The organism is Streptomyces yaizuensis (assembly GCF_034961445.1).
In the GTDB taxonomy this organism is placed as follows: Bacteria; Actinomycetota; Actinomycetes; order Streptomycetales; family Streptomycetaceae; genus Streptomyces; species Streptomyces yaizuensis.
The window spans coordinates 635804-649161 of record NZ_BSBI01000001.1 but is presented as its reverse complement, the minus strand read 5'-3'; the positions used below and the strand labels follow the sequence as shown (position 1 = coordinate 649161).

At 73.7% G+C, this 13358-nt stretch carries 12 protein-coding genes; 7 read left to right on the top strand and 5 right to left on the bottom strand.

Annotated elements, in window-relative coordinates; translation table 11 throughout:
* Positions 1 to 456: 456 nt before the first annotated feature.
* A complete protein-coding gene (locus tag SYYSPA8_RS02400) occupies positions 457 to 975 on the bottom strand; it encodes a hypothetical protein (protein ID WP_323445198.1) in 519 nt (172 codons plus the stop codon).
* 33 nt (positions 976 to 1008) lie between these two features.
* The gene (locus tag SYYSPA8_RS02395) at positions 1009 to 2055 is read right to left on the bottom strand and encodes an aminotransferase class V-fold PLP-dependent enzyme (RefSeq protein WP_323445197.1); all 1047 of its coding nucleotides are present in this window, start codon (positions 2053 to 2055) and stop codon (positions 1009 to 1011) included.
* 333 nt (positions 2056 to 2388) lie between these two features.
* Here SYYSPA8_RS02395 and SYYSPA8_RS02390 point away from each other — a divergent pair, with 333 nt between their 5' ends.
* Positions 2389 to 3450 carry a hypothetical protein gene (locus tag SYYSPA8_RS02390; RefSeq protein ID WP_323445196.1) on the top strand — a complete coding sequence of 354 codons (1062 nt, stop codon included), beginning with the start codon at positions 2389 to 2391 and terminating at the stop codon, positions 3448 to 3450.
* On the opposite strand, the gene SYYSPA8_RS02385 is transcribed toward SYYSPA8_RS02390, so the two are convergent.
* Positions 3440 to 5194 (bottom strand): VanW family protein, encoded by a 1755-nt coding sequence (locus SYYSPA8_RS02385; protein ID WP_407705886.1) that lies wholly within the window; start codon positions 5192 to 5194, stop codon positions 3440 to 3442. The genes SYYSPA8_RS02390 and SYYSPA8_RS02385 overlap by 11 nt on opposite strands.
* A gap of 538 nt (positions 5195 to 5732) precedes the next feature.
* Between SYYSPA8_RS02385 and SYYSPA8_RS02380 the strand changes: the two genes are divergently transcribed.
* From SYYSPA8_RS02380 to SYYSPA8_RS02360, 5 genes are all read left to right on the top strand, one after another.
* Positions 5733 to 6005, top strand: coding sequence for a DUF6400 family protein (locus SYYSPA8_RS02380; RefSeq protein ID WP_323445508.1), 273 nt, complete (start codon positions 5733 to 5735; stop codon positions 6003 to 6005).
* Positions 5989 to 6231, top strand: coding sequence for an LSm family protein (locus tag SYYSPA8_RS02375; RefSeq protein WP_323445195.1), 243 nt, complete (start codon positions 5989 to 5991; stop codon positions 6229 to 6231). Before SYYSPA8_RS02380 ends, SYYSPA8_RS02375 begins: the two co-directional genes overlap by 17 nt.
* Before the next feature lie 126 nt (positions 6232 to 6357).
* Positions 6358 to 7410 (top strand): polyphosphate kinase 2 family protein, encoded by a 1053-nt coding sequence (locus SYYSPA8_RS02370; protein ID WP_323445194.1) that lies wholly within the window; start codon positions 6358 to 6360, stop codon positions 7408 to 7410.
* On the top strand, positions 7407 to 10295 hold the full coding sequence (locus tag SYYSPA8_RS02365) for a cation-translocating P-type ATPase (protein WP_323445193.1): 2889 nt from the start codon (positions 7407 to 7409) through the stop codon (positions 10293 to 10295). Before SYYSPA8_RS02370 ends, SYYSPA8_RS02365 begins: the two co-directional genes overlap by 4 nt.
* Positions 10296 to 10431: 136 nt before the next feature.
* Complete coding sequence (locus tag SYYSPA8_RS02360) at positions 10432 to 10629, top strand: hypothetical protein (protein ID WP_323445192.1); 198 nt, start codon at positions 10432 to 10434, stop codon at positions 10627 to 10629.
* Between the two features lie 124 nt (positions 10630 to 10753).
* Here SYYSPA8_RS02360 and SYYSPA8_RS02355 read toward each other — a convergent pair whose 3' ends face one another.
* A complete protein-coding gene (locus SYYSPA8_RS02355; RefSeq protein WP_323445191.1) occupies positions 10754 to 11650 on the bottom strand; it encodes a hypothetical protein in 897 nt (298 codons plus the stop codon).
* Between the two features lie 419 nt (positions 11651 to 12069).
* Positions 12070 to 12693 carry a GNAT family N-acetyltransferase gene (locus SYYSPA8_RS02350; protein WP_323445190.1) on the bottom strand — a complete coding sequence of 208 codons (624 nt, stop codon included), beginning with the start codon at positions 12691 to 12693 and terminating at the stop codon, positions 12070 to 12072.
* A 195-nt stretch (positions 12694 to 12888) separates the two neighbouring features.
* Between SYYSPA8_RS02350 and SYYSPA8_RS02345 the strand changes: the two genes are divergently transcribed.
* Positions 12889 to 13233 carry a DUF5713 family protein gene (locus SYYSPA8_RS02345; protein WP_323445189.1) on the top strand — a complete coding sequence of 115 codons (345 nt, stop codon included), beginning with the start codon at positions 12889 to 12891 and terminating at the stop codon, positions 13231 to 13233.
* The last annotated feature ends 125 nt before the right edge of the window (positions 13234 to 13358 follow it).

Genomic DNA, 13358 nt, shown 5'->3' with positions numbered 1-13358 from the left:
GCGGACAAGGGACGGGGTCTCCCCAGACCCGCCAGCCGACAAGGGAATGAGGTCCCCGCAGGCCCGCCAACGGACGAAGGGCGGGCTCTCACCAGACCCGACGGCGGACAAGGAACGGGATCTCCCCAGACCCGCCAGCCGACAAGGGAATGAGGTCCCCGCAGACCCCAGGGCCGAGGGGACAGATCGCAAGGCGGAGGAGGGGGTACGTACTCCCCCTGGCTCCGCCGCCCGGGGCACCCCCACCCTGGCCGCCAGACCCAGGGGGCGAGTCCCTGCGGTGGGGGCACCTCCCGGGCCGCCAGGGCCAGGGAGCCAGGGGGCCAGCGGCGACCGACGACAGCGCGGCGTGGGGGTACCACCCGGGCCGCACGGCCCAGGGGAGCGGTACCCGGGCACGCGAGCCCAGCACCATCCGTCAGACACGCCCCGGCGGCCCGCCGGCGATCGATGGTGTCAGCCGAGTGCGTGGACCCGCAGACGCGGGTCGGGCGGGCCGAAGTCGAGCCCGTTCTCGTCGAGGGCGTTGATGACGGTCACCCGGCCGGTGGCGAAGACGAAGCTCACGGAGACGCTCCCCTCGGCCGCGTCATCGCCGTCTCCGGCCTCTTCGAGCAGTTCGACCCGGTCGAGGGGCAGCCCGCGCAGGGCCTGTGCCCCGGGCCGGGGCTCCGGGCGCCACGCCAGGTCGAAGTCGCCGCCGGGCCAGTGGACCGGTCGGGCGGGGTCGGCCGTGTTCCAGGTGACGGAGAGGTCGTCGAACCGCCGGTGGTTGATCTCGGCCTGTTCGCCGTCGAAGTCGAGCAGCACGGGGCAGTCCGGGAACCACGTGTCGTCCCGCAGGTCCCGGACCGTCCAGACGCAGGTCAGCGTCCGGCCGGCGAGAGCGCGCAGCCGGTGCCCGTGCTCCCGCGCGACCTCGCCGGGGCCGCGCGACCACAGGGGCCGGTAGCCCTCCGTACCGAATTCGAACATGGCGTCATCCTGTCAGCACCGCGCTGCGGCACGTCAGCCGGTCAGCAGGTCCAGTGCCCGGTCCACGTCCTGGTCGGTCGTGGAGATGTGGAAGGAGCACCGCAGCCGTCCGCCGCGCACGGAGGCCACGACGCCGTGGGCGGCGAGCCGTTCGGCGGTGCCGTCGGGGACCGTGAGCGAGACGATCGCGGAGTCGCCCGCGGGGAGGCCGAGGCCGGCCCGGAAGCGGTTGGCCAGGGCCAGGTCGTGGTCGTGGATCCGGGCGGGCCCGAGGCCGTCGAGGAGTTCCAGCGCGGGGGCGTGTCCCGCCCAGGAGGCCCAGGCCGGAGAGGCGTCCAGCCGCCGGGCGCCGTCGGCGAGCCGCAGTGGGGTGCCGTAGATGCTGTCCCAGACGTCCCGGCCCGCGTACCAGTTGGCGGCCAGGGCGGGCACCTCGGCCAGGGCCTCCTCGGTACCGGCGAGGAAGGCGGTGCCCCGGGGGCCGAGCAGCCATTTGTAGCCGCCGCAGACCAGCAGGTCGATCCGGTCGACGGGCAGCGGGAGCCAGCCCGCCGCCTGGGTGGCGTCCACCAGGACCCGGGTGCCGTGGGCGGCGGCCGCGTCCAGGATCCGGCCGAGGGGGGCGAGGGCGCCGTCGGCGGACTGGACGGCGGAGACGGCGACCAGGTCGGTGCCGGGGCCGATCGCGTCGGCCAGCCGGTCCAGAGGCACCGCCCGTGCGCCCACGCCGCGTTCGGCGGCGGCGAGGAAGGGGAAGAGCAGGGAGGTGAAGTCGCCCTCCGCCAGCAGGACCCGGGCACCGGGGCGGAGTCCGGCGGCGATCAGCCCCACCGCCGGAGCGACCTGGGAGCCGATGGCGACCCGGTGCGCCGGCAGCCCGACAAGCCGGGCGAAGGCGGCCCGTGAGCGTTCGACGGCGCGGTCCATCTCCGCGATGTCGAGCCGGCCGGCCGCGCGGTCGTGCTCGGCCGCGAGGGCTGCCCGGTGGGCGGCGGTCGGCGGCAGGCCGTAGGTGGCGGTGTCGAGATAGTGGTTCCGGTGCGAGAAGGCGTCCCTCAATGACTCCGTCAGTGACTCCATGAGGGAATCGTGCAGCATGCACCGAACTTCCGGCAATCATGATCCGTTCCGGCGGCACCCCACCCGGTGGACAGCGTCCTCGCCGGCCCCGGGGAGCCGGGCAGGGCGACGGACGGGTGCGGGGGCCTCCCCAGGCCCCGGGCGGGCACGGGGTCAGGGTCACTGGCGCACGCGTCGGCGCAGGCGGGTCCGCCGTCCGGCGCCCCGAGCCCGGGCACGCCCAGGGCACGGCGGATAAAATGGGCATACTGCTTCCGTCCGGATCCCTGGCCCGGCGGCCTGTCCTGACCACCCGGACCGCGGCAGGTGCACGCCGAGCACACCGGGGCGAGGATGAGAGACGACACCAGCGGCCGCACACCGGAGCGGGAGACGCCCCCCGACGGCCCAGGACCGCTGTTCCGGCTGGCGGAACTGCGCGAGGAGAGTGCCTGCCGGCACTGGTGGCGGCTGGCGGTCACCGACGCCGGCACCGCCCTGACGGCCTGTCACCGGCTCGGTGCCGGGCCCGCCGTACCCGGTGTCCTGTGGCTGGAGTGCGCGGCCGGCGCCGCATCGGCACTGCTGTCCGGGCCGGTGCGGGCCATCACCGGAGTACGGTTCCACCGGCCCCTGCGCCCGCGCCCCGGAGGCGGGCTGCCGGCCCTCCGGCTCGGCGCGCAGCCCCCGGTCCACCCCCCGACCCGGGGCCCGGCGGCGGTACGGGTGGTCATCGAGACGGCGGAACCGGACGACGGCCTCGCGGACCCGGCAGACGGCTCGATGGCCGACGGGTCCCACGGCGCGCGGATCGCCGAGGCGACCGTCCACATCGGCCCCCTCGCCCCCGCCCCCGCCGCCGTCCGGCTGCCGCGCCTGCCCGCCCTGCCCAGCGTCGACCCGTGCCAGCAGCCCGGCGGCCCGGTCCTGCTCGGCGGGCCCTTCACCGCGCTCACCCGGCTCCGGCGGCACCCCTGGGGCGGCACGGGCGAGTTCTCCCCCGCCACCACGGACCCGCCGCGGCTCTCCACCGCGTACCGGCTGCCCCTGATCGCGCTGGACTGCCTGCTGCGCATGCAGTGCCAGCCGCCCCTGCCCCGGGGCGACCTGCTGCCCGCGTACACCCCGCTGCGGCTCGCCTCCGTCGAGTTCTTCACCCGGTACGACGACGACGCGCTCGGCGCGCCCCCCGTCCTCCTGGTGCACCGCCCGGCGCCGGCACCCGACACGGGCGTCCTCACCGCCGTCGACCCGGCGCACACCCTGCTGCGCGTCACCGTGGCGGCCAACCGTCTCCTGGGGCGCTTCGACTCCCGTACCCACAGCTGGGAACAGCCCTCCGCACACACGCGTCCCCCGGCACGGCAGCGGGAGACAGCCGGACCGGGAGACGGGCACGCACGGCTCAGAGCGTGATCGGCGCCTCGCACGTGACCTCGTCACGGGGGGTGTAGCGGGTCGTGAACTTCTCCCGCTTGACCTCCTGGCCACCGGAGCCGAGGACCCGCTCCACGGTCACGTTGAAACCGTCGAGCGGCGTCTGCGGCAGGCAGTTCTTCTCCGGGCCCTCGCGCTTGCCGGGCTTCTTCACCTCGGTACGGGGGCCCTTCACCGCCTCCACCGAGTCGTATTTCTTTGAACCGTAGAAGGAGATGGTGACGGAGGAGTCGGTGGAGCTGGCGGCGATGTAGAGGGACTTGCCGGAGTCGTTGAGGAAGCGCAGGTCGAGACTGCCCCAGGCGACGGTGGCCTCCCGGCCCTCCGGGTAGCGCTCGATGTAGAAGGAGTGGGCGCCGTACTCGACGGGCTTGACCCCGGCGAAGAAGACGGCGTTGAACATCGTCGTGGCGACGGCGGAGACCCCGCCGCCGGCGGCCTTCGTGTACTGGTCGTCCTGGATGATGATGCCGTCGACGAAGCCGTTCTCCTTGGTCCGCTCGCCGACCGTCCCGTTGAAGCTCCACTCCTCGCCGGGCTTGACCAGCGAGCCGTTGATCAGCTCCACCGCGCGGCCGATGTTCGTGGTGCGGTACGGGGCCGGGTCGAAGTTCACCGTGAAGGTGGACATCTGCTCCTTCAGCCCCAGGGAGTCGAAGGTCTCCCGGGACAGCTCGGGCCGGACCTCCCGCGTGGGCAGCGCGGCCGTGCGGGCGGCGCCCTCGCGGGTCAGCACCGGCAGCACGGCCCGCTCCAGGCCGGCCGCCGAGACCGTCTGTCCGGGCCGGCCGTCCTGGGCGAGGACCACACGCTCGCCCGCGACCCGCAGGGTGCCCTCGACGGGCTCGTCGGTGATGCCGTCGATGGCGCGGTTCACCTCCGGGTCCTTGCGCAGCGCGGCGGCGTCCAGCCGGGGGGTGAGCCGGTTCGCCTTGTCCGGCTTCATCGTCAGATGCCTGCCGACGGCGTCCGCGCCGATCGTCGCGCTCTCGGCGCCCACGGTGACGGTGACCGGGCCGGACATCGCGGGCCGGGCGAACTCCGCCATGGCCCGGTCGACCTCGTCGGCGCCCACCTTCGGCTCGCTGCGCCGCACCGGCAGGACGACGGGCCCGGTCTCCTCCTCCAGGACGGCGGAGCGCAGTGATTCCGCCGCCCGGTCGAGGTCGACGGCCTCGCCGACGCGCGCCTGGACGGGCACGGCCCGGCCGTCCCGGAAGGTGATCGCGCCCTCACGGGCCGTACGGTCGTACTTCTGCGCCAGCGCGGCCACCGCCGTACGGGTCTTCGCCTCGTCGACGCGGTGCACCGGCTCGACATCGCGCTCGGCGTCGGAGAACAGCCGCCCGATCACAGTGAACGGATCGGAGCCGGAACGCGCCGCGCGCGCCGCGGTCTCCCCGGCGTCCAGGGTGAAGCCCGCGGTCCGGGCGTCGACGGTGCCGGTGCGGTCGCCGATGCGCACCTCGACGGGCGCGGGCCAGCGCTGCCCCAGGTCGCGCTCCAGCTTCCGTTCGGCCTGCTCGGGGGTGAGCCCCCCGATGTCCACCCCCTGCACCCGGGTCCCCGCGGGCACCTCGCCGTCGAAGGCGAGCAGCCCCGTCAGATACAGACCGCCGAACCCCAGGCCCGCGACGCCCACGACCCCCGCCACCACGAGCGCGGGATGTATTCGGCGCCGGCCGCCGCCCGTGGTGCCCTGCGGTCCGGATGAACGAAGCACGGAAATCTCCTTGTCGATGGCTGGCCGCCCTGGTCTGTGCTCGTCCCCCGTCGCACGTACGGCGATCCGGCGATCGTAGGTGCGCGCCCGTGAAGTGCCGGTAAACCGGAGTCGCCGGCTGCCGGTGAACACCTCGGCGCGGGCACGGCCCGGCCGATCGCCTGTCCCCTGCATGGTACTGACCGCAGATGTCCGGCCCGGCGGCGGGACGGAACTCCGTCCGCCGAATTCGCTTACGGAATGCGCCGGTTCGGACACGGAGCGCCAGGTGGCGGCGGTCATGCGGGGTGGCACGGGGGCCCGGCACCTACCCGTGACTCTGTGACGCACGCCACACATCTCGCCGTGTGCGGGACCGACCGCGCTCGGTCACCTTTCCCTCGGGGGCGGGCCGCGACCTGCGGGATCGGCCGGGGAGACTGAGGTCACCCTTCCTTGCGCGGCGGGACCTCTGGTACAGCTGGTGTGACACCACCAGAACTGCGGAAGTTTCATGATGGATCACGACAAGCAGGACGAGAACGGCGAGCGGGAGGGGATGGGCGGCGGCCTGCCCGCCGCGCCCGGATCACCGGCCGGCCCGCTGACCGATTTCACGATCGACCTCACCTTCGAGGAGGTCCGGCGCCGGGCCGAGGTCGTGGCCGCGCTCGGGCCCGACTGGGACCCGGTGGCCGCCCTGCGCGGTGAGGAGGAGGCGTACGAGCGCCTGTACTCGGGCCTCGACGCCGAGCAGCGGCGTACGTACGACCTGCTCGTGGCCGCCGGCGTCCTGCCGGGAGAGGAGCCGGGCCGTGCGGCTGCCCATTGACCCGCAGGCGGACTACGCCCGCAGGGCCTGGGTGGCCTGCCCCTCCTGCGACGACGCCCGCTCCTGCGCGACCTGCGCCGACCGGCGCAACTGCGGTGAGCACTGGCGCTACTTGATCTCCAACAAGGGGCCGGTGCTGCATCTCCAGTGCCCCGGCTGCACCCATCTCTGGTCCTTCGACACCCGCCCCGGCATCCCGGGCCCCGCCGTCGGCGACCACGCCTGACACCCGGCCGCCCGGCCGCCCCGCTCCACCCGAACGGCCCTCCGTGTCTGGCGCCGCCGGGCCGCCGGCGGAAGCGTGGCGGGTGTCCCCCGTACCCGGGCGTACGGGGAGAAGGGCTGGTCGGCCATGGCGGACACACGAGCCGCGCGCCTCGCGAAGTTCATCGAGCCCCTGCGGGTCGCCCCGGGGTCGCGGGTCGACCTGGCCAAGGACTTCGATCCCCGCTACCGGGACGGTCTGCTCCGGCGCCAGGCCACCGAGCTGCTGCGCTCCGGCACGGAGCTGCTGACCGAGTACCAGGCACGGCTCGCGGCGCAGGACACCTACGGCGTCCTGGTCTGCCTCCAGGCCCTGGACGCCGGGGGCAAGGACGGCACCATCCGTCATGTCATGAGCGGGATGAACCCGCAGGGGGTGCAGGTCAGCAGCTTCAAGGTGCCGTCGGCCGAGGAGCTGGACCACGACTATCTGTGGCGGTACGCGCGCAGGCTGCCCGAGCGCGGCAACATCGCGGTCTTCAACCGCTCCCACTACGAGGAGGTCCTCGTCGTCCGGGTGCACAAGGAGGTGCTGGCGCGGCAGAAGCTGCCCCCGCCCGCCCTGCGCCCGGGGATCTGGAAGCGGCGCTACCGGGAGATCAACCAGTGGGAGCGCCAGCTCACCGACAACGGCTTCACGGTGGTGAAGATCTTCCTCAATCTCTCCCGGGAGGAGCAGCGCATCCGCTTCCTCAAGCGGATCGATCTGCCGGAGAAGAACTGGAAGTTCTCGGCGGCCGATGTGCGGGAGCGCCGGTACTGGGACGACTACCAGCGCGCGTTCTCGGAGATGCTGTCGGCCACCAGTACGCCGTGGGCGCCCTGGTACGTCGTACCGGCGGACCGCAAGTGGTTCGCGCGGCTCTGCGCCTCGGCGGTGCTGGTGCGGACGCTGATGGAGCTGGATCCGCAGTACCCCACGGTCGGCAAGGAGACCCGCAAGGAGCTGCGGGTCGTCCGCAAGGAGCTGGAGCGGGAGGCGCCGAAAGGCGCGCGGGCGGATCCGTACGCGTCGGCGAAGGCCCGGAGAGCCGAGAAGGACGGGAAGGACGGGAAGAGCGGGAAGGGCGGGAAGGCCCGGGAGAGCGGGAAGCGCGGGAAGAAGGGCGGCCGGTCGGGGAAGGCCGGGGGGCGGGCGTGAGCACCGCCGGGCCGCCCGACTCCCCCGGCGCCGGACCTGCCGAGCCGACGCCCTGGTACGCGCTCACGGCGGCCGAGGTCGCCACCGCCCTCGGGGTGGACCCGGCGACCGGGCTCACGGCGGAGCACGCGGCACGGCTCCTGGCGGAGCACGGGCCCAACGCACTCCCGGAGGAGAAGCCCCCGCCCGGCTGGCGGCGCTTCCTGGACCAGTACCGCAGCTATATGCAGCTCATCCTGGTGGCGGCGGCGATCGTGTCGCTGCTGGTACGGGAGTGGAGCACCGCGATCCTGCTGGCGCTGCTGACCCTGCTGAACGCGGTCGTCGGGCTGCGCCAGGAGGGCAAGGCCGAGAGCGCGATGAACGCGCTGAAGTCGATGATGAAGGCCACGGCACGGGTGCGGCGGGACGGGGCCGAGTCGCAGATGCCGGCGGAGCGGCTGGTCGTGGGCGATGTGGTGCTCGTGGCGGCCGGGGACCAGGTCCCGGCGGACGGGCGCATCGTGGCCGCGACCGCGCTCCAGATCGACGAGTCCGCCCTCACCGGGGAGAGCCTGCCCGTGGCGAAGGACACCGGGCCGCTGCCCGCGGGCAGCCCCGGTGTCGGCGACCAGTCGGACATGGCCTTCATGAACACCCCCGTCACCCATGGCAGCGGGGTCCTGATCGTCACCGCCACGGGCGCGGGCACCGAGCTGGGCCGGATCTCCGGGATGCTCTCCACCACCCGGCGGGAGGCTTCGCCGCTCACCCGGCAGCTCGACAGCCTGACGCTGTGGATCGCGGGCGCGGCCGGGCTGACCATGGTGGTGATGTTCGCCCTCGGCCGGAGCCGGGGGGAGGCGTGGGACGTCCTGTTCGTCAGCGCCGTGTCGCTCGCCATCGCGGCCATCCCCGAGGCCCTGCCGACGGTGACGCAGGTGATCCTCTCCGTCGGCAGTCTCAATCTGGCCAGGCACAACGCGATCGTGAAGGAGCTGCCGTCCGTCGAGACCCTGGGCTTCACCTCGGCGATCAACTCCGACAAGACCGGCACCCTGACCATGAACCGGATGAGCGCCGTGGAGGTGGTGAGCCCCACCGACCACTACACCGTGTCCGGTTCGGGCGGGGAACTCGACGGGCAGGTGCACCGGGCGGCCGGCTCCACGGCGAGCGTCGAGGACGCGATCCTGCCGTTCCTCGTCGCCAATGACGCGGAGCTGGTGGCGGGCGAGGTCGTGGGCGACCCGACCGAGGGGGCGCTGCTGGTCCTCGGCCACAAAGCGGGGCTCGACATCGGCGCCACCCGGGAGCGGCTGCCCCGGCTCGCGACCCTGCCGTTCGACCCTGAGCACAAGCTCATGGCGGTCTTCACCCGGGCCGCCGGGGCCTCGGGGCGGCCCGTGGTGCGCTGTTTCGTCAAGGGCGCGGGCCCGGCGGTGCTGGAGCGGGTGACGAGCGCGCTCGCGGCCGGGGAGAGCGTGCCCTTCGACGCGGAGCGGGGCCGGTGGGCGCGGCAGGAGACTCAGCGCCTGGGGGGTGCGGGGTACCGGGTGATGGCGGCCGCCGTCCGGGATCTCGACCCGGCGGACTTCGACCCCGCCGGTGACCTGCTCGGGTATGTCACCGGGCTGTCCCTCACGGCCCTCGTCGGCATGGTCGACCCGCCGCGCGCGGAGTCGCGGGCCGCCGTGGCCGGGGCGCAGGCCGCCCATATCCGGGTCCGCATGGTGACGGGGGACGACGTGACGACGGGCGCGGCGATCGCCCGGCAGCTCGGGATCCCCGGTGAGGCGGTCCTCGGCGCGGACTTCGCGGCACTGTCCGAACGGGAACAGCTCGCCCGGATCGATTCCATCGGGGTGGTGGGGCGCGTCGCGCCGGAGCACAAGGTCCTGCTCGCCGAGACGCTGAAGAAGAAGGGCGACGTGGTCGCGATGACCGGCGACGGCGTCAACGACGCGCCCGCGATCAAGGCCGCCGACATCGGTATCGCGATGGGCAGCGGCACGGACGTGGCGAAGAACGCGGGCCGGATGATCCTCTCCGACGACAACTTCGCCACGATCGTGTTCGCCGTGCGGGAGGGCAGGAAGCTCTACGACAACCTCACCAAGTACATCCGGTTCGTCCTGCTGTTGCTGGTGGCCTTCGTCCTGACCTTCCTCGGCGCGGCGGTCCTGAACATCGCGGCCGGTGAGCCGTTCACCCCGGCGCAGGTGCTGTGGGTCCACTTCGTCGTCAACGCGCCCTTCGGCTTCGCGCTCGGGTTCGACCGGGAGAGCCCCGGGCTGATGCGGCGGCTGCCACGGCCGCGCGGGGAATCGGTGCTGACCCGGTCGCTGCTGCTGACCGTCGGCCTCGCCGGGCTCGCCCTCACCGTCCTGCTGCTGGCCCTGATCCAGCTGGGCGAACGGCACTTCGGCAGCGCGGCCGTCGGCAACTCGATGGCGTTCACGGCGTTCGCGCTCTGTCTGATCGTGGCCGCGTTCGAGTGCCGCAGCGAGACGGAGTCGGTGCTGCGGACGTCGACCTTCGACAGCAAGCAGATGAACTGGGCGGCCCTCGGCGAGTTCGCGCTCGCGGTGATGGTGACGCAGATGGACGGCTTCCGGCGGATCCTGGGGACGGAACGGATCGATCTGCGGCAGTTCGGCTGGGCGCTGCTGGCGGCGCTCGTCCTGCTCGTGGCCTGGGAGGCGGGCAAGTTCATCGCCCGCAGGGCGGGACAGCCACGGGGCGCGGACGGGACGAAGGGCATGGGTGGCACGAGCGGGACGAGCGCGGGAACGGATCCGGCGGCCGGCTCCGGCACAGGAACGCAGTCGGGAGCGGGAGCAGGAGCAGGAGCAGGAACGGAAGCGGGTGGCGGGGCAGGGGCGCTCCGGCCGCCGGCCCACTGACCCACCGCTCCCTGCGGACGACCCTTCCGGCACACCGCCGGGCCGGCCCGCGGTTGCGCGGGGGAAGTCCTCCACCGCGCACGGATGGAAGGATGGACGGCGGCCACCCGGACCCCGGAAGAAGGAGTCGCCGACCGTGAAGTTCGTGCTCGAAGTGACGCTCGACGAGGGAAAGATGACGGAGGACACGGCGGGCGAGCTGGGCCGCGTCCTGCGGTACTGGGGCGGCAATCTGCACCACTACGCGCTGCGGCCGGGCGACGGCTCGGCGGTGTACGACTCGGAGTACCGCGAGGTGGGCCGGTGGCGGGTGGTCGAGTCACCCGCGGACTGACACCTCGTACGGGCCGTACGGGCAGGCGGGCGGGTCCCCGTGGGCGGGACACGGGGACCCGGCCACCGCGGACGACCGGTCAGGTGTACGCGGGAGGCCGGGTCCCGGCCGCCACCGACGCCGGTCAGGCGCCGGACGCGGCGGCCGTCCCCGCCTCGTCCGTGGCTGCGGGCCGCCCCTCCGCACCGACGGACACCGCGCCGGCCACGGCAGGCGCCCCGCTCACGGCGACCGCCGTGTACCAGACCGACTTCTGCCGGGCCTCACGCTCCACCAGACCCTTGGCGACATGGGCGTTGAGGGCGTCCCGGACCACCGGAACACTCGTCCGCAGCTCCGGGTGGACCCGTGCGATCTCGTCGGCGACCTCGCGTGCCGTGCGCGGCTCGCTGTGGCCGCGCAGCAGCTCCAGCACGGCCGTGCGCAGGGTGACCTTCTTCTCGCCCGCCGCCCCCGGGGCCGCCTTCGGGCGCCGGACCTGGGTGGCCTGCCGGGGGGCCGGCGCCGACTTGGCGGCCTTGGCCGCCTTCGCCGGCTGAGCCGCCTTGGCCGACTGAGCCGCCGGCTTGGCCTTGGCGGCCCCGGACCCGGCTTCCTTCGCGGGCTTGGCGGGCTTGGCGGCCTCCCGCGCACGCCGCGGCTTGGGCACGGAGGCCCGGGGCGCCGGGGCGGGAGCCTCGCCGGTCTCCGCCACCGCTGCCGGCGCCTCGTCGGGTGCCTCGTCCGGTGCCGTGGTGGCGGGTGCCGTGGTGGCGGGTGCCGCCTCCTGCACCGGGGACGGCTCGGGGGCCGGCACTCCTGCGATGTCCTCGCCGTCCTGCGCCGCCTCGCGCATGCCGGTCAGCCAGTCGTGGTCCTTCTCCAGTTCCTGGAGCCGTCCCGACAGCCGCTCCAGTTCCGCCCGGACGCCCGTCTGTTCGTTCCGATTGCTCTCCAACTCCGCCGCGAACCGGGCCGTGTACTGCTCCCTGAGGCTCCGGCCCTGCTCCTGGTCGGTGGACGTGTCCGCTTCGCTGGTCATCACCGCTCGCTCTCCGTCGAGTTCGATGTACTCGATCCATTCGATGTGCCCGCCATGCCGCCGCGTATGCCAGACACCGCGGCGGCCCCGGCCGACGGCCGGGGCGGGATCGAAGAGTACGCGAGCATCCTGGCACGTCCCCTCCCCCTGACAGCCAGGGAATGACAGGCAGTCCCGCCAAAGAGCCTGCGCGGACGGCGTGGACGGGGTGGCGCCCCGTCTCCCCCGCCGGACCTTCCTTCACCCGTACGGCCTACCAGGCCACCGATCGGGCCCTGTTGGGGCATGGCAGGGGGAGGTCCTGCCCGCCGTTACGGTCCCGCGCGGCCGGAGCGCGCGGGACCGTCGTGAACCTCCGGGGGCCGTCGGGACGGCCCCGGGCCCCTACGGACCCGTACGGGTGGCAGGGCGGCGGGGGTTCAGCTCCCGGCGGCCGGCTCCCGGCGCATGCACCACGTGGTGGGGCCGCCGTCGGTCCCGGACACCTGGGCCGTCACCGTGAAGCCGAGCCGTTCGTACAGCCGGACGTTCGCCTCGGTGGCCGTCTCCAGATAGGCCGGGTACCCGGCGCGGTCGGCGGCCGCCAGCCCGGGTCGGATCACGGCACTGCCGAGGCCCCGGCCCTGCGCGGACGGGTCCACGCCGACCGTGGCGAGGAACCAGACCGGCTCCTTGGGACGGTGCGGCTCAGCCGCGCGCTCCGTGGCCTCGTAGAAGGGGGCCCGGTCGCCCGCCAGCTCGGCGACGCGCGAACCGACTTCGGCGAACCCGGGACCCGGGTCCTGGTCCGGCGTGGTCCACACCGCGACGGCGAGCCCGTCCCCGTCGATCCAGACCCGTCCGTACGGCATGCCGACAGCGGTCAGGAACAGCTCCTGAAGTCCGCGGACCCGCTCCTCGTGGTCGTCGGCCGCCACCACGTGCCGGGTGTGCGGGTAGTCGGCGAACGCCCGGGTCAGGGTGCGCACCGCCGCGGGGATGTCCTCGGGGGTCGCGGGGCGGACCGTGCCGGCTGCGGATCCGGAGGGGGTGGGGCTGGTCATACGGTGTCTTCCTTCGTCCTGGTACGGATGCGGGCCGTTCACGGGGAGCGGCACCATGGGAACGATCAAGGAATTCGGGGAGTTCCGCAATCGGCTTCGGCACGGCGGCCACCGGGGACTGTCAGTGGGGCGGCGCACAATCGGGGCAACGGCCGTGCGCGGGAGCACCGGCCTCCGGGAAAGCGGGAGAGCACCATGGCGTTGTCCAACCAGCGGGTCGCGCGGCACACCTTCCTGGGAGCGCTCTACGCGGACCCCTACTTCCCGGATCACGTACTCGACCGGGGCACGGCGATCCTCAGGGGACTGTGCGAGCGGATCGAGGCGGAGCGGCCCCGGGACCACGCGGCGCTCTGCGCGCTGACCCGGGAGGCCACGGAGGAGTTCAACCGGCTGGAGGCGGCGGCGTTCGAGGCGGCGGACAGCGAGATCGAGACGGTGGCGCGCGAGGAGATAGCGGAGGCGTTCTGGTTCGTGGCGGTCGCCTATGGGTTCCCCGACGCCGATGTGGAGGACCTGATCGCTGCCAGGGACTGGTGACGGCGGCGGGCCGCTCCCGGAGCGGCCGGCTCGGGGGCGGTTCGGGGGGCGGTCGTGGTGAACGGGCCTTGTACCGCTCCGGATTCGGGTAGACAGGGGCCGATCGAGTGTCGGCAGGAGAGCGA